General features: G+C 40.6%; 14 protein-coding genes and 1 other RNA gene. 9 read left to right on the forward strand and 6 right to left on the reverse strand.

Annotation, left to right across the window (positions count from 1 at the left end; all coding sequences use genetic code 11):
* Positions 1–1052 precede the first annotated feature (1052 nt).
* The gene (locus tag DES35_RS09085; protein WP_037361231.1) at positions 1053–1289 is read right to left on the reverse strand and encodes a hypothetical protein; all 237 of its coding nucleotides are present in this window, start codon (positions 1287–1289) and stop codon (positions 1053–1055) included.
* A 645-nt stretch (positions 1290–1934) separates the two neighbouring features.
* Here DES35_RS09085 and DES35_RS09095 point away from each other — a divergent pair.
* The 4 genes from DES35_RS09095 to DES35_RS09110 are packed head-to-tail and all read left to right on the forward strand — an operon-like array spanning position 1935 to position 5210.
* Positions 1935–2390: an SRPBCC family protein gene (locus DES35_RS09095; protein WP_114366403.1), complete on the forward strand. Its 456-nt coding sequence runs from the start codon at positions 1935–1937 to the stop codon at positions 2388–2390.
* Positions 2387–2998: a DUF429 domain-containing protein gene (locus DES35_RS09100; RefSeq protein WP_125039477.1), complete on the forward strand. Its 612-nt coding sequence runs from the start codon at positions 2387–2389 to the stop codon at positions 2996–2998. The genes DES35_RS09095 and DES35_RS09100 overlap by 4 nt, the downstream gene beginning before the upstream one ends.
* 47 nt (positions 2999–3045) lie before the next feature.
* Complete coding sequence (locus tag DES35_RS09105; protein WP_114366404.1) at positions 3046–3636, forward strand: hypothetical protein; 591 nt, start codon at positions 3046–3048, stop codon at positions 3634–3636.
* A gap of 50 nt (positions 3637–3686) precedes the next feature.
* Positions 3687–5210, forward strand: a complete 1524-nt coding sequence (locus tag DES35_RS09110) for a T9SS type A sorting domain-containing protein (RefSeq protein WP_114366405.1) — start codon at positions 3687–3689, stop codon at positions 5208–5210.
* Positions 5211–5287: 77 nt separating this feature from the next.
* On the opposite strand, the gene DES35_RS09115 is transcribed toward DES35_RS09110, so the two are convergent.
* The 3 genes from DES35_RS09115 to glyA all read right to left on the reverse strand — a co-directional run bounded on the left by DES35_RS09115 (position 5288) and on the right by glyA (position 7294).
* Positions 5288–5845 (reverse strand): AAA family ATPase, encoded by a 558-nt coding sequence (locus DES35_RS09115; RefSeq protein ID WP_037361244.1) that lies wholly within the window; start codon positions 5843–5845, stop codon positions 5288–5290.
* Positions 5846–5864: 19 nt separating this feature from the next.
* Positions 5865–5963: signal recognition particle sRNA small type (ffs, locus tag DES35_RS09120), an RNA gene on the reverse strand.
* Between the two features lie 47 nt (positions 5964–6010).
* A complete protein-coding gene (gene glyA, locus DES35_RS09125) occupies positions 6011–7294 on the reverse strand; it encodes a serine hydroxymethyltransferase (RefSeq protein ID WP_037361247.1) in 1284 nt (427 codons plus the stop codon).
* Positions 7295–7356: 62 nt separating this feature from the next.
* Between glyA and fahA the strand changes: the two genes are divergently transcribed.
* From fahA to DES35_RS09150, 5 genes are read left to right on the forward strand one after another with little or no spacing between them, the layout of a single operon-like run.
* Positions 7357–8634: a fumarylacetoacetase gene (gene fahA, locus DES35_RS09130; protein ID WP_037361249.1), complete on the forward strand. Its 1278-nt coding sequence runs from the start codon at positions 7357–7359 to the stop codon at positions 8632–8634.
* A gap of 7 nt (positions 8635–8641) precedes the next feature.
* On the forward strand, positions 8642–9148 hold the full coding sequence (locus DES35_RS09135; protein WP_037361252.1) for a phosphoribosyltransferase family protein: 507 nt from the start codon (positions 8642–8644) through the stop codon (positions 9146–9148).
* Positions 9145–9657, forward strand: coding sequence for a hypothetical protein (locus DES35_RS09140; RefSeq protein ID WP_037361255.1), 513 nt, complete (start codon positions 9145–9147; stop codon positions 9655–9657). Before DES35_RS09135 ends, DES35_RS09140 begins: the two co-directional genes overlap by 4 nt.
* Before the next feature lie 13 nt (positions 9658–9670).
* A complete protein-coding gene (locus tag DES35_RS09145) occupies positions 9671–10141 on the forward strand; it encodes a DUF2147 domain-containing protein (RefSeq protein WP_037361257.1) in 471 nt (156 codons plus the stop codon).
* Between the two features lie 6 nt (positions 10142–10147).
* Complete coding sequence (locus tag DES35_RS09150) at positions 10148–11266, forward strand: DUF6268 family outer membrane beta-barrel protein (protein WP_114366406.1); 1119 nt, start codon at positions 10148–10150, stop codon at positions 11264–11266.
* 47 nt (positions 11267–11313) lie between these two features.
* Here DES35_RS09150 and DES35_RS09155 read toward each other — a convergent pair whose 3' ends face one another.
* Together DES35_RS09155 and DES35_RS09160 are read right to left on the reverse strand one after the other, a co-directional pair.
* Positions 11314–12429, reverse strand: coding sequence for a PorP/SprF family type IX secretion system membrane protein (locus DES35_RS09155; RefSeq protein WP_114366407.1), 1116 nt, complete (start codon positions 12427–12429; stop codon positions 11314–11316).
* On the reverse strand, positions 12426–15789 hold a 3364-nt coding region (locus DES35_RS09160; protein ID WP_114366408.1), incomplete at its 5' end, for a PKD domain-containing protein. The genes DES35_RS09160 and DES35_RS09155, both read right to left, overlap by 4 nt.

Genomic DNA, 15789 nt, shown 5'->3' on the forward strand with positions numbered 1-15789 from the left:
ATTTTGTCTATTCTCCCCGAAAATTATGTATCGAAACTTCAAAGTTCTACCCAATGAGTACCCATTAGCTATTCATATTGAATGTCGGTAATTTCTTGAATGGCGGAAATTTTCAGTCCAGCAGATTTTTTAGAATTCCATACGATTTCAACTTTAGTTTATTCAGTATTTAGGGTATACATCCAACCCGGATTACATGCACAGATTCATTTTCCATCACCTGCGCATCCATTAAAAAATTCCTGAAAACGGGTTCACACAAAGATTTACAATCAACCACTAACGACACGGTACAGAATTTTGATTTGAAGGATATCAATCGATTTGTTCATTCACAGACGGCAGTGAAGAAGTCCCTACATGCACTTTTGAAGTACAGGTATACTACTACAATTCAATAAATAGGTATGGAATATTTTTCCTCCCATTGAAAATATCATCACAATTCCTGTTGCCGACATTTCAATTTTCCATCACTCAATTTTGTAGTTGATTTCTTATTGTGTTTTTCTTTTTTGAACTTCCGATTATTTCCACCATCAAACTTTCACAAGTCCGACAATCCTCTTTTGTAATGAAATAAGCCTTCCTGTAACAGTTACATCAAAACAAAATGACCGGCAATAGCAAAAACCTCCATCCGGTTCCAACCATGCTTTTTTTACAGTGCTTCAATATCTGTCTCAACAGTATTTGCCTTGCCCACTATTATAAAACATCAAAAAAGACATCAGTATTTCCCTCATTCAATCCCATATATGCTAAAAACTGCTCTTGATTTATTTTGAGCGAAAATTGCTATATAAAGTTGCGCATATTATTAAGTTGAATACTTAAGTAACTGAATTCTTTTGACTCACCGGCGTTAGGGAAGATTTTTTTCAGCATTTCGAGTTTTAATAGTCTTAATAAGGTATTCAACTATGCATCAAAATCTATTTATGAACCTTCAGGCTTATACAGACCTATTACCCATATGCTGAGATAAACAACAAAAAGGCTGCTCTCCGTACAGGAGAGCAGCCCGCATTTTAGTATATCAATTTATCAGTTTAGGCTTTGATTACTTTGTAGCCAAGTTTTTCTACTTCAGCTATCTTTTCTTGAGCGATAGCATCATAGCGAGCCTGGATTTCAGCTTCGATATCTGCTTTCAATGCTTCCAACTGCTCGAGTTCAAATTTTGAAAGAAATTGAGATGCAAATACACTTTTAAGACCTCCTCTGTTGCTAAAATTTGATTTCAGGTAATTTGCAACTGTTTTTGGGGTTAATTTTTCTGCTTCCATTTTTGATAAGTTTTAAATTTCATGACAAAAATAATCAATACAGATTATACCGAAACAAAAAAAATCATTTTAACAATTTTTGAAAGGTTTTTGGTATTTAAATATCTTTTTGAAGCAACTATTCCACACTTTTTTTTGTTTGAAGGAATAGAAATCATGAATTTTGTTATCACATTTACGAGTTCCACTCATCTTCGTTTTAAATGACCATAGCGTTGAAAGTACACAATTTGGTATTTGTACTCATGCGATTTACAATATAGTTTATCCCCTTACTCTACTACCAGGATGCATTAGGTTTAATATTTCATCCGGCATCACATTGGACTTACCAAATTTTCATGATTCAGCATAGGATTCAAATTCTTTTTTTCATTGGGAATTGTGAAATCATCTCATTTACCTTTTCGCCATTAATAGAAGAAAGATACCACATAAAGATTTGTGAATTTTCACTTTTCTGTATCAAACTGTCAGGTCTAAATTCTCATCATAATATCGGGTATTGTTTGAATGTGTACTGCGTAAGGAAACGTTGAAGATACGTGGCAGGTAATTGAAAACTAAATCCAATCGATTTCTGTTTTTAAAAGAGCTTTGGTAAACAATTCCCCTGATTTTAAAATTAAGAGCTAAAAAGTACTTATGTATCAACTCAGGGAAGAAGTATTCATTAAAGATACCATCGAAAATGTTTGGAAATTTTTTGCCACTCCACACAACCTGCAGAGAATCACACCCCCTGATATGGGTTTTATAATCAAGACCCCTGTGCCTGAAGAGATGTATGAGGGCTTGATTATCGCGTATACTGTACGACCTCTTTTGGGCATCCCTACTGAATGGGTCACTGAAATCACCCATATCCGCAGGAACCAATTTTTTGTGGATGAGCAGCGCATAGGCCCTTACAGCATGTGGCATCACGAGCACCACTTTAAGACGACAGATGAAGGAGTTCTGGTTACAGATATCGTCAGCTATCAGCTTCCGTTAGCTCCCATTGGCAATGTATTGCACCCCATCCTTATCAGACCTCGACTGGAGAAAATATTCAACTACAGAACCAAAGTAATCCGGGAAATATTCAAGGTAAAGTGACAGACAATCTCCCCACAGATGTTTTAATGGGTGTAGATTTTGGGAGCAGGTATGCGGGCACTACTGCCATCGCTGTTTACGAAAGTGCCAAGGTATATTTTCTCAGTTGTAAGAAAGATGAAGATGCCGACCAATTTATCTTTCAATCTGCACTGCATTTCCGGCCTGATGCTCTGTTTTTAGATGCTCCCCTCTCACTACCCGGGTTGTACAAAGGCCTGGCAGGGTGTACCGACTATTTCTACCGAAAGGCTGATGTCCAGGCGGGCGCTATGTCTCCAATGTTTTTGGGCGGACTTACTGCCAGAGCTATCCGACTTAAAGACCAGCTGAAAAACCATCAAATACCAGTGTATGAAACCTATCCTAAACTCCTTGCAGTCGAGCTTTCGCTACTCACACACGGCTACAAAGGCAATAAATCAGACCTTCTGACTTGTCGACGGCTCTTGTGTTGCCTCTTCAACCCTAAAATTTCAATTGCAGAAGAAGGCATCACCTCCTGGCATCACCTCGATGCTCTTCTGGCTCTGATGTCTGCCATGAAGTTTGTGAGCCATGAATCTAAAATTTACGGTGATGAAGCAGAGGGTCAAATCTTCTGCTGATGAGTCTTTCTACTTTTATTTTGTCATGAATATAAACCTCATCAGGTATGAACTTCAATTCACTTAGAGCGATACTGTCGATTGGTCATCTGTTGGGATTTTTATTTGTGCAGATACCAGCTTTGGCACAAGAAAGTTGGGTCTATGAATGCAGGCATCTTTGCTCAGAGGATTGTCGTGGAAAAATGTTTATAGAAGGGGTTGATGTGAAATGTGCATGTGAGGATTGTCAGCCTATGATCAGTAGCTTTATAGGAGACCGCCTGGTGGCTTTATATGCCGGGCGCCGTGCTATGGAGGAAGCGTACAAGATTGGTAAATATTTCTATCATTATACCGATGAGCTTAACGACTATGTATTAAAATATTGGCCAAATGACGGATATCAAATCACCAAAGTCGAATATCACAAGTTGGAGGATCGAAGATTTGTAAAGTATTTTTTACAAGATCAATCCGGAAAAAGAACCGCCGTTGCCTTTATGAATGATAAATGCGATAATCATTTCATGATCAGATGTGCCTTGATGTGCGATGAAGGGCCATTTTTAGAAGGTGTATCACCACGCGCTCAATCGTTTTGCCAAAAGAAAAAGTGTTTAATGCAGCAAAAAAAGGTTCAAATTCAACTTTTTTAATACTCCGCTAATCTTTACCTATATTAAAATTTGCGAAAAAACAAGATGCCATGAAAAAAACTACCTTATTTGTACTTTTCCTGTTGAGTACAATTTCCATTGCAGGTCCTGTAAAGGATTTAGCTGCCAAAAGAAAACTGCAGCTCGAGAAAATTTTAAACAATCCGGCTCAGCAAATCAAAGCATTGATGAAACTACCAGTTGGAACCGCTACTCCAGCATACCACCAAAAACCTACTTCAGTGATGATTCCAGATTCATTAGTTAACTATTTCTGGGACGGTAGTCAGTATGTCTTTATGGGGTATGACTTACTTCAGTATTCAGCACAGCTGAAAGTTGATTATGTAAAAAAATACGAGTTTGGCGCACTTTCACAAATAATCGATTTTCAATACCCAGGCAGTACAAAGCCTGTTTCCGTATTGTTAAACAATAATCCGGTACTTTCCACTCAGCCAGATGAAAAAATTGAATTTACTTACGATGCACAAGGCAGACTTATCGTCGTGAGATATTTCGAATGGGTCAGCAATTCCTGGAATTTATTTTCCTATGATTCAATTTTCTTTGTTACGGGAAATGACCCAACCAAACCAACGGAAATTAGGTTTTTTAATTCCAGCGACGGAAGTCTTGCTAAAAATGTTTTATCCGTAAAAAATATCACTTACGATAGCCTCAGTGGATTAGAGAAGAACTTTGTGTTAGCCATAGATCCCTTAATGATTGGAAATCCGATTGATTTTGTGAAGTTCGAAGATTGTACCTGGGAGCTAGGGTACATTAAGATAGAAGATTTGCTTTTGGGCTTGAATGCCATCCTTCTGGAAATCTATCCAAGATATAATCTGTTTAGTGATTTTAATTATTCGGTTGAATATGGCCCAACTTCTTATGTGCAATACGAAATAAATCTGGCAACTAATCAATTCGAACCATCAGCTAGATATTTGACCAATTACAGCGGAGGTAATTTGACCCATCTGACCATTCAGGAGTACGACGGTTCGGGCTGGTATACAGTCGGAAAAATAACTCCTTCCTTGACAAATAACAAGATCACACAGTTAGATGTAGAAGAATTATCTGGCAACAATTATGTACTTATCAACAGAGAAATTTTTTCGTATGATTCGGAAGGTAATTTCAGCGGGAGATTGTTTATTGACTATATGAGCACAATGCCCGATACAAGCGGATATAGATATCTTCGAAATTATACAGGTGGTAAGATTATGGATGAAATCTTTGAGATCAAATCAATTTCAGGTTTTGACCCGATTGAAAAGACAGACTTTTTTTACAAAAGCAATGTTTCCATACGAGAACAGTTTACTTCAGAAATATCGATTTATCCCAATCCTTCCAACGACAGGATCGCAATCACTACACCTGAATCTGAAGCCTTCTTAGTAAGTTTTATTGACCTATTTGGGCGCATTGTCAAACAGCTATCCCTTGAGGATGGCAATGCTGCTGAAATTTCTGTGCGGGATTTGCCAGCAGGAAACTATATTATCAAAATTGAAGGTAAGAATTTTAGGGAAATAAAGCGATTTGTCAAACTGTAGTTGTTTTACTATTATAATCAAAAAGCCCGTAATCTTAAGGTTACGGGCTTTTTAATTCTTTGGATGAATAAAAGTGGTTATAGATTTTGGAATGTGAGCGACTCTAAAGTTTTAAGTATAAAATCTGCTCTCTTATCCGGTGTGTATAATGGAATGGGTATGAGGGTATATCCGTATTGACGATAGGTTTCACATAGGAACTGGTAAATTCGTTGGGCAGTATCCCAGTCTTCCTTGCGCTCCGAATCTCGGTTGTAAATTTCTCTCCATGGCGGTGCGATGAAGGCTGTCTTAAAATAAGAGTTGTTTTTGATCCAGGTCTTCATTTCTGTATCGGGTTTCAGATTGTCAAGGGGCAGATAAGAAATAGAATCGACCACAGATCTGTCGTAAAAGCAGATGCCTTCTTTGCATTCGTAATATTGTTGGGCTCGCTTTTGGAAGACTACTTTGGTAAACTCATTCAAATTTTTCCACGGAAGTACGTCGGAACCTGTGGCAAGGCTATGCCTGATGATTTCTCTTGAAATCTCTTCAAAAACTGTATAACCTCTTTTTTTCAGCGTATTCAGTATGGTGGTCTTTCCACTTCCGGGTCCGCCGGTTATCACAACTCTTAACGGATTTTCTTCCATGGTACGTAGTGAAAAAAAAGAAGGGCAAGCTTACCATATCACACCGCTACAACCCGACACCCTTGCTTCATTCCTGACCTGGGGGATTCACGGGGAGCTGGTTGTATGGGACTTGCCCGATGCAAAGGTAAGTTTACTCTCCGATTAACGAAAACTTAATCCGCGCTAAATCTTATGCCAGTGGAAAAGAGGAAATTGCTTCATAAATTTTTTCACTTCCTTTTGAATTTTTGCCAATTGGTTATCCTTATCGTGATGTATAATGGCTTCGTTGATCCAATAGGCTAATTGTATACAGTCCTTTTCATCCAGACCTCTTGTAGTGATGGCTGGTGTTCCTATTCGGATGCCTGAAGTGACAAATGGCGATTTATCGTCAAAGGGTACCATGTTTTTATTCACAGTGATGCCTGCTTTGCCAAGGGCAGTTTCAGCCGCTTTTCCTGTGATGTTTTTGTTTCTTAAATCTATGAGCATTAGATGATTGTCCGTGCCACCGGAGATAATTTGATAGTTCATATCGAGCAGTGCTCCCGCCATGGCACGAGCATTTTTTTGCACCTGAAGAATATAGGCCATAAAGTTGTCGGTAAGTGCCTCTCCAAAGGCAACTGCCTTTGCTGCTATTATGTGTTCCAATGGTCCACCCTGAACTCCTGGAAAAACGGCTGCATCTATCAGAGACGACATCATTCGTATCTCCCCTTTTGGAGTTTTAAGACCAAATGGATTTTCAAAGTCATTACCCATCAAAATAAGTCCGCCTCTCGGTCCCCTGAGTGTCTTGTGCGTAGTAGTGGTTACAAAATGACAATGAGGTAATGGGTCGTTGAGTACTCCTTTGGCGATCAGTCCAGATGGATGCGAAATATCTGCCAAAAGGAAAGCTCCTGCTTCATCAGCTATTTCTCGAAATTTAGCATAGTTGATATCCCGGCTGTAGGCCGAAGCACCACAGATGAGCAGCTTGGGTTTTTCTTCCAGAACTCGCTTCCGAACATTCTCATAGTCAATAAGACCAGTTTCTTTTTCTACCCCGTAAAAGGCAGCCTGATAGAGTTTTCCGCTGAAACTTACTGGACTTCCATGAGTCAAATGGCCTCCATGTGACAGATCAAATCCCATGATTTTATCTCCTGGTTTTAGTAGCGCCAGGTAAACAGCTGCATTCGCCTGTGAGCCACTGTGTGGCTGTACGCAGGCATATTGAGCTCCAAAGAGGAGTTTAGCGCGGTTTATGGCTTCGGTTTCGACCTCATCGACTACCTCACATCCTCCGTAATACCGTCTGCCCGGAAATCCTTCTGCATATTTATTGGTGAGTACACTCCCCATGGCTTTCATGACTTGTTCGCTAGCAAAGTTTTCAGAGGCAATAAGTTCTACACCATCTGTCTGGCGTCTCTTCTCTTTTTTGATCAGATCAAAGAGATAATCGTCTTTCCACATACAAAAATTAGGTTTGTGTTTATTTTTAGCAGCGCTAATTTCTTGTCAAATATCCAAATCAAATGCATATCGCTCAATTAAAAAACCTTAGTACCTGGGTAGATGTTTCTGATGGTTCTGAATTTCCGGTGTACCATCTGCCCTACGGGCTGGCCAAGATGCCAGATGGCAGCGTTGCAGCAGTTAGCAGAATTGGTGATTTGGTCATCAATCTTCACGCTTTGGCAGCGATGGGCTTCTTACCTGTTGACTTTGATGTCAATGTTTTTTTGAAAGAAAGTTTAAACGATTTTATAGCCTTACCCAAGGCGTTACATTTAAAAGTGCGAAAGGAACTGATGGAATTGCTCATGGGCGAAAATCCTGCTTTAAAAAATGCTGATAGTGCTGTAAAATCCAGGATTTTCTATCCTATCACTTCTACACAGATGTTGATGCCGGTTCAAGTAGGTGATTACACAGATTTCTATTCGTCCAAAGAACACGCTACCAATGTTGGTATTATGTTCAGAGGGGCAGAAAATGCATTGATGCCCAATTGGCTGCACATGCCTATTGCATATCATGGCAGGTCTTCGAGCATTGTCGTGTCTGGTACCGAAATTCACAGGCCTTGGGGCCAGATAGTTCCATCTGCTGGAGGAAATCCGATTTTCTCTCCAAGCAGTCAGCTGGATTTCGAGCTTGAAGTTGCCTTCATTACCCGTCGTGGAAAACCCTTGGGCCAGCCAATCAAAGCGGATGAAGCCGAAGACTTCATTTTTGGCCTGGTGCTTTTCAACGATTGGAGCGCTCGTGATATTCAAAAATGGGAATATCAACCCCTTGGTCCATTTTTGGGAAAAAATTTTGGCTCGACAATTTCCCCCTGGATCGTCACCCTGGAAGCTCTGGAACCTTTTAGGTGTCACGGGCCGAAGGCCGAAAAACCATTGCTTCCGTATTTGCAAACCAGTGGTCCAAAAACCTTTGATATCCAGTTAGAAGTGGATCTCACGACTGAATCAGGAGTCTCAACCACCATTTGCCGTAGCAATTTCAAATACCTTTATTGGAATATAAGCCAACAACTGGCACATCATACCGTAAACGGTTGCAATGTAAACGCTGGCGATATGATGGCTTCCGGCACCATCAGCGGACCTGAACCCGGCAGCTTTGGTTCCATGCTCGAGCTGGCCTGGAAAGGTACCAAACCCCTGGTACTCGCAGATGGTTCCTCTCGGACATTTATCCTTGATGGTGATCAGGTGACCATCAGAGGTTTTTGTGAAAAAGATGGACTTAAAATCGGCTTCGGTGAAGCATCCTCAAAAATTTTACCCCCTATCGATTATTGATACTCATATGGAACAGCGTATTACTCAGGTATTGGACCACAAGCGCATCGTACATATCATAGAGCGCATGGCCTGGCAGATATATGAGCACCATTATCAGGTAGATGAAATCTATCTTATGGGCATTAAGCCTCGCGGAAATTTTCTCAGCAGGCTATTGGAGGAATTCATTCAAAAAATTTCGTCTATCACAATCCACCATTACGAAATAGAGCTGGACAAGGACCAGCCGCATGTATCTGATCCAGTATTGACTCCTGCACTAAAAGATATAAGCAATAAACACATCGTCGTAGTAGATGACGTATTGAACACAGGGAGCACCTTGCTCTATGCACTTAAACCTCTTTTGAAATATCGCCCTGCCTCACTTTCTACTGCAGTTTTAGTAGATAGAAATCACAAATCATTTCCTGTACATTGTGATGTAACGGGTATACAGCTTTCCACATCATTGCAGGAGCATGTTTTTGTAGATTTGTCAGTTCATCCATTTAAAGTGTATTTAAAATGAAAAAAAATCTGAAATTCGTTTACGCAACTCTGCAACTTATATTTTTAATGGTCATCGTAGTTTCCTGCATCAGAGATAACCAGGAAGCAGAGACCGAGTTTTCGGTAAGAGTATATGCGGAAGGGCCTCTGTATGAGGGGTCAAATACAGCTACTGGCATTTGGCAAGTCAATCTTGGCGAACTTTTTCCGGAGCATGATCTCAGAAATAATACCATTAAATCAGCGCGCATTGAATCCGTTGTCATTGAATATGCTCCCGAATTTCCTGTAAAAAATCTAAAGGTTGAACTTACCGGGAGGAATGTGGATATGCAGAAAATAGCTTTTGCCAACAATATTCCCCAGGGCGAAACCAAACCTGCTTTGATTGTAGCTAACGAACAAAAGAAAATAGAAAAATTCCTTGCACTTGATCAGGTAACTGTAGTCGCTGATGTGGATTTGGCAGAAGATTTGGATGATGATTTCTCCGCACTTGTTAAATTTAAATTAATTATTAATTACTAAAACCTTAGTTGCTATGAAGAAGATCAGATTTTTCTTGTCTCTCTTGGTTCTTCCTCTGTTTTGTATGACCACGGCAAATGCCCAGAATGTGGAGGGAGATAAATTAATCGGTGTATGGGAGCCCTCACATGGAAAAGCACGTGTTAAAATTGAAAAAATCGGAGACAAATATTACGGAAAGATTGTATGGCTCCGCGAACCTATTGATCCTGTGACCAACCAGCCTAAAGTAGATAAGAACAATCCCGATGAATCCATGCGGCAAGTGCCATTGAAAGGCTACAGAATATTAAAAGATTTTGTGTACAACGATAAAGGCGAGTGGGTAGATGGCACTATCTATGACCCTGAAAATGGCAACACGTACAGCTGCGTCATAAAAATGAAAGATGAAAATACACTCGATATTCGAGGCTATATAGGAGTTAAAGCACTTGGTCGTACAGATGTGTGGACCAGAGTAGCCGTTAAAAAGAAAGATTGATCTCTTATGGCTAAGCGATTAACACTTTTTACGGTATTTCTTCTGATACTGCATCCCCTTCTCTTCAAAGCACAGATAATCACTGAAGAAAGTGAGAATGATGATGAGGATGAGTATGATTACAGTGAAGTAGAATATCTCGGTACGCCTACAAAAACGTATGCCAATGCCCGAATATTTGGGCTGTCTCCTCAGCGGTTCTTTTCCCTGGGATGGGATGTTCAGCTTCCGTATGAGATGCGATTTACGGAGCTAGGGACATTTCAAACCGATAGCTCTAATCTGAACTTTGATGCAGAAAAAGGCCTCGCTACGTATACAGGGGGACTCAGGCTTCAGTTGATGACGCCTGTTATTTCCAATAACCGGTTTCTCTGGCAATCAATGCTCAATGCATGGGATGTACAATATACAGCCCGAAAACGCAGCCATGAATTCTGGAGAGATTCTCTAGCCCATATGACCGATACTCTTGATAAGTATGGTTTAAGGACGGTTAATTGGGTTAATACCTTTTACGTGCCTTTTGACGAAAAGCAGTTCATTATTGCCCAAATACAGTTGGATCTAAGTGGCAATTTTTCATGGCTCAATCCTTTGGAAGGACAATTGCTGTATTCCGGAGCCGTTTTATATGGACAGCGTCCAAACGACCGAAAGCAATGGGCTTTGGGAATTTCCAGAACCTACAGAGCCGGTGGAATGAATTATATTCCTCTGATACTTTACAATTGGACATCACTGAGCAGAAAGTGGGGCACCGAAATTCTTTTGCCTGCCAGAGGTCACGGTCGCTACACCTTTAGTCCGCGTTCCATGTTGCTCTTCGGGTATGAACTTGAGGGCTCAAGCTATCGGATCAACCAATTTAGTACTGAGGATGTTAATTTTTTAATTCGCAGAGGTGAGCTGCGGTTCAGACTAGATTATCAGCGTCAGATAGCAGGATTTTGGTGGCTGGGTGTTCAGGCAGGATATCGGGTGATGTATTCTTTTGATGCCGACCGGCTGAAAAAAGGGCAATCGGATTTTTTCAATTTACTGCGGGATCATCCCTATGCCCTGAGAAATCAAACCGACGGTGCCTTTTATTTTAACATATCCATTAACTATGTAAGCCCATAATTTTATTTGTTTATGAACTAAAAAACCATGCGAAAGCATGGTTTTTTTTATGGCTGTATGAGAATGAAATTAGACTTTTTCATCAAATCGTCGTAAAGAAAAAAACAATCGGTTTTAGCCCTTTTGTTCCTTTTGTAAAACATACCGCACATATTGTAACCGCTCATTAGGTAGCTGATGCCCAGCTCGTGAGTACCAAAAGTGCGATGTACTCCCAGAGAGGAGACTGTAAAATCCAACGAGTAATTTATGATAACATCGCCTTGACGGAGGTTGAATTGTAAAACGATTGAATCGATTGTTTTTCCCAACAAATAAATTCGCTCTGATCTAAAGCCGCCACCCAGCATAAAACCAGAGTTGAAATCCCGCATTAATAAAACGATGTTTGTCTGCATCTCCTGCTGGTAATTTCCAACCCATCCTATTGTAAGAAATTGAGCATTATTTACATACTTTTCTGTTTGAAGGTGTAAAAAAACATGACCTGTATAACGGATCGGGAGTCTGTTTTCGCTGTAAAAAAATGTTTCTACTGGTCGGTTGATGTGAAACATAGCAAATCCTGCCGAAATATTTGAACCCTTATCGCTTATTTCCATTTTCATCCTGGAACCTGCAGACAGGTCCACTATAACATTGGAGACGACATTTTGAGGATTTACCAAACTGGAATTTCTAACGATACCTAAATAATGATCGAGCTGGTCAGTAAAGAGCAGTCTATCCCAATTTAAAAACCTTTGGCCTACGCCAATAGCTAAACCGGTAGAAACGATGGTTTTTCGGTCGCGTAAAAATTTATTTTTTAGTTTTCTGCTTGTGTATCCTGGTAAATTAACGGATACAGCTCCGGTAATTCGGTGATTTTGAAGAAAACCCTCTCCTCTCAAATCGCTTAAGCCCTGTAATGAAAATCCCAGGCGGTTTGCGTTGCATCCCCCGTTTATTGCAAAGGCATTCGATAAAAAATAAGAAGGAACTCTAAACCATTGTATTCTGGATTGCATATCAAAAGTCAAGTCTCCAGAATAACCGGCATATGCTGGATTTAAGTAGCTTTTATTTATTAGAATTTGAGAAAATACAGGGTTTTGAGCATTGGTAAAAAGTGATAAAATGCACGTATTAAGGATAATCAAATGCCATATTTTCTTTTTCATCTAATAAGAGTCACAGTGCCAAAGTTTAACAATTCACCATTTGATTGAATTTGTCCCGGCCAAATGGTTCCATCATCAAATACCGCAATTATTGTCCAGACATAAGCCCCCATAGGCAAAACTTTTCCGGTGCCTAAATGCCGGCCATCCCAGGGCTCTGATGGGGATCCATTTTCATCTAACTTCTCCGAACGAAATACCAGATTGCCCCAGGTGTCATATATTTTAAGTTCGTATTTCTTAAGGCTGTGCCCTTTTGGCAGAAATACATTGCCTTCACCTACATCCGTCAGATCGGGAGCAAATGCGTTGGGAACTATAAGGTTATATCTCCAAAGCCAGATTCTCTTACACATCATGGAATCACATCCCAGTACATTTTGGGCATAGAGACAGACTTCCACAGAATCATTGCCAAGATATCGCCTTTCATAGGTATATGTGAGGTCTGTTGAGTCTGCTGTATTTCCATCTCCTGTATTCCATCTGTAAATGGTAAAAATTCCTCCTTCATCAGTTTGATTGATAAACCTGACTCGCCTGATGTTTTCTTTCTCAAAATCGAAATTCACCTTTGGTCTGTAATAGGCCTTCACAAATCCTGACTTCGTAACAGTGTCAAGACATCCCAAAGCGGTCTCTGCTGTAAGCTTCACTGTATAACTTCCGGCGTTGAAGTAGGTATGTATCGGGTTGGGAATTCCACTTACGGTCGTTCCATCTCCAAAATCCCATATCCAGTTTACAATACTGTCAACTCCTTGAGTATAAAGAGAGGCATCATTGAATTGGATTGTCAAGGGTACACAACCTTCGGCTGAGTCAGGTGTAAAGTTACTTACTACACCATCTCCGACCAGAATGGTTCTGACCACTGTGTCCCAACAGCCAAATTGATTGCCCCCTATTAGAGCAACATGATAAATGCCCGGAGAAGTGAAAGTAAATGAGGGATTATTAAGCGTAGAAGTGTTGACACCGGGATTTTGCATGTAATCAAAATCCCACACAAATCCGAATGCATTTGTGCTGAGATTGTTAAATTGATAAGTCTGTGGCACAGAACAGCTGTCGCCCGCAATGAGCATCATTGAAAAATCAATGTCTGGATCAGGGTATACATTAACAATTTTTTTGACACTGTCTATACATCCCAAATTGGACTGCTTGATAAGCGTTACGGTGTACTGACCTGGCTGGCTATAGGTATGCTGTGGATTTTGCGTTACAGATGTATTTCCATCACCAAATTTCCAGATGGTCGACACAAGACTGCCCAAAGAAACGGTCGAAGAATCGTAAAAATGTACCGGTTGCTTACTGAAGCATACGTCTTGCGCATAAAATTGAACAGTGGGTTTTGGATATACTGTGATTGGATAGCAAATGCTATCGGGACAGCCATAATTGGTAATTACTTTTAAACAAGCCTGATAAGTACCGGGAGTCTGATACACATACCACGGATGGCTGAGCAAAGAGCTATCACCGGTTCCGAAATGCCAGATGTTCTGGACAATCAAGCCAGAATCCGCCTGACTGGTATTTTGGAAAAAGACGGTATCTCCTTCACATATTTGAGTATTGGCCACGAAATCAGCAATCGGGCTTGATAATACAACAATTTGAGTGGTAATGGTATCAAAACCGCAATTGTTGCTGGCAAATAATGCAGCGGTATAAATCCCTGGTGTGGAGTATGTATAAGATGGATTGGACAGAATACTTGTGGTACCCATGCATTGTTTAGTAATGGGATTGAAGTCAAAACACCATCCGATATACGATGCACCAAATGAGAAATTTTGAAATTGAACCGTCAGGGGTGCACAACCAATCGATGGAGTATTCTGAAAGAATGCCTGTCCGGTATTAGGCGCAACTTTTATCGGAATGGTCTTACTGCTATCACCGCAATCATTATATGCAGTAAGAGTCACAAAATAAGTAGTGTCGAGTGAAGTCCCTGAGTAGGTGAAGGTTTGAACCTGCTGCCCCCAGATTTTTACCAGACCTGTACCGGTATTTACAAATACAGGAAATACAGTTACCTTTTGATTGTTAAAACCAAAGTCGATAACTACGGAATCGGGACTTCCATCGACCAAACCATCCAACTGAAACGTGACCTGAAGCGGAGAGCAACCCGAGTCTGGCAATGCCAGAAAATTTCCTACAGGGAGCGTTTTAATCACAACAGAGTCGGTCATTTCGTTATAGCCGCAGCAATTGCCTACCCGCAATGTGACGTAATAGGTTGTGTCTTCCTTATAGGATGGCATTAAGACTGGGGTATTGGCGACTTGTGCTCCCGAATCGGTATAAAATACTACCTTCTGCATGGCACTATCTAGAGCCCAAAATTCCCAGTAGTAGTAGTTGATAATTCCCTGACTTGAATCCGTAATACTTACACTTGCCGGACCACAAATGGAGTCTGCAGATAACTTAAAGTATGGGGCTGGTTTCTGAATCACACTTACAAATTTCACAATCGAATCACTGCATCCCTGATCTGTAACAACTTTTAGCTTTACAGGAATCAATCCGGTGGTTTGAAATGTGTGAACAATGTTTTTGGTTGAATAATCGATCGAACCATTGTTAAATATGTCCCAATGCCATTGGACAATGTTACCACTCAAGCTGTCCGAGGTACTTAAGTCAGTGATCTGGACTGGCTGTCCTACACAAACAGTATCGGATCCACAACCAGTCACAACAGAAAAATCAGGAACTGGGAGTGGCCTTACCGTAACGGGTTTCTGCACAGAATTTTTACAACCTCTCGAATCCGTTACTTCCAAGGACACGATGTATATTCCAGGTGCCGGGTATTGGTATGTAGGATTTTTACTTGTCGAAGTATCTCCATTTCCAAAATTCCACTTCCAGCTCACAATACTGTCAGCAGGGGTGGACAAATCGGTAAAAGCAATTTGTTCGCCAAGACAAACATTTTGATAATTAAAATCCGGATTCGGTAGCGGATAAACAATAATTTGTTGAATTGAAGAGTCTTTACACCCTGTTCCGGGATGCGAACCTATTAGTTTAATTTCAAAAATTGAATCTGCATTGAGGGACGTATTGGACAAAACAATGGAGAGGTTTTTGGCGGTGGATATCAATGTTCCGTTGATATACCATTCTAGCGCTAAATTCTGATCGCTTGTATCTACTAAGTTAACTGCCATAGGATGACAGCCGGACGTAGCGGAAGCCAGGAAACCAACTTTCGGATTTGTAAAAGTGTAAAGTAATTGTTCGGTGCTATCGGCTTTGCAGTTGTAGGGTGAGAGGGCGATGAGTCGGACGATGACGGAGTCGCCGTCGTTGGCGATGGTGTAGTTCAGGGAG

The organism is Schleiferia thermophila, assembly GCF_003337435.1.
GTDB classification, from domain to species: Bacteria; Bacteroidota; Bacteroidia; order Flavobacteriales; family Schleiferiaceae; genus Schleiferia; species Schleiferia thermophila.

Coding starts and splice junctions, on each gene's coding strand:
- DES35_RS09085 (WP_037361231.1), bottom strand. CDS start 1,289: ATGGAAGCAGAAAAATTAACCCCAAAAACAGTTGCAAATTACCTGAAA.
- DES35_RS09095 (WP_114366403.1), top strand. CDS start 1,935: ATGTATCAACTCAGGGAAGAAGTATTCATTAAAGATACCATCGAAAAT.
- DES35_RS09105 (WP_114366404.1), top strand. CDS start 3,046: ATGAACTTCAATTCACTTAGAGCGATACTGTCGATTGGTCATCTGTTG.
- DES35_RS09110 (WP_114366405.1), top strand. CDS start 3,687: ATGAAAAAAACTACCTTATTTGTACTTTTCCTGTTGAGTACAATTTCC.
- DES35_RS09115 (WP_037361244.1), bottom strand. CDS start 5,845: ATGGAAGAAAATCCGTTAAGAGTTGTGATAACCGGCGGACCCGGAAGT.
- glyA (WP_037361247.1), bottom strand. CDS start 7,294: ATGTGGAAAGACGATTATCTCTTTGATCTGATCAAAAAAGAGAAGAGA.
- fahA (WP_037361249.1), top strand. CDS start 7,357: ATGCATATCGCTCAATTAAAAAACCTTAGTACCTGGGTAGATGTTTCT.
- DES35_RS09135 (WP_037361252.1), top strand. CDS start 8,642: ATGGAACAGCGTATTACTCAGGTATTGGACCACAAGCGCATCGTACAT.
- DES35_RS09140 (WP_037361255.1), top strand. CDS start 9,145: ATGAAAAAAAATCTGAAATTCGTTTACGCAACTCTGCAACTTATATTT.
- DES35_RS09145 (WP_037361257.1), top strand. CDS start 9,671: ATGAAGAAGATCAGATTTTTCTTGTCTCTCTTGGTTCTTCCTCTGTTT.
- DES35_RS09150 (WP_114366406.1), top strand. CDS start 10,148: ATGGCTAAGCGATTAACACTTTTTACGGTATTTCTTCTGATACTGCAT.
- DES35_RS09155 (WP_114366407.1), bottom strand. CDS start 12,429: ATGAAAAAGAAAATATGGCATTTGATTATCCTTAATACGTGCATTTTA.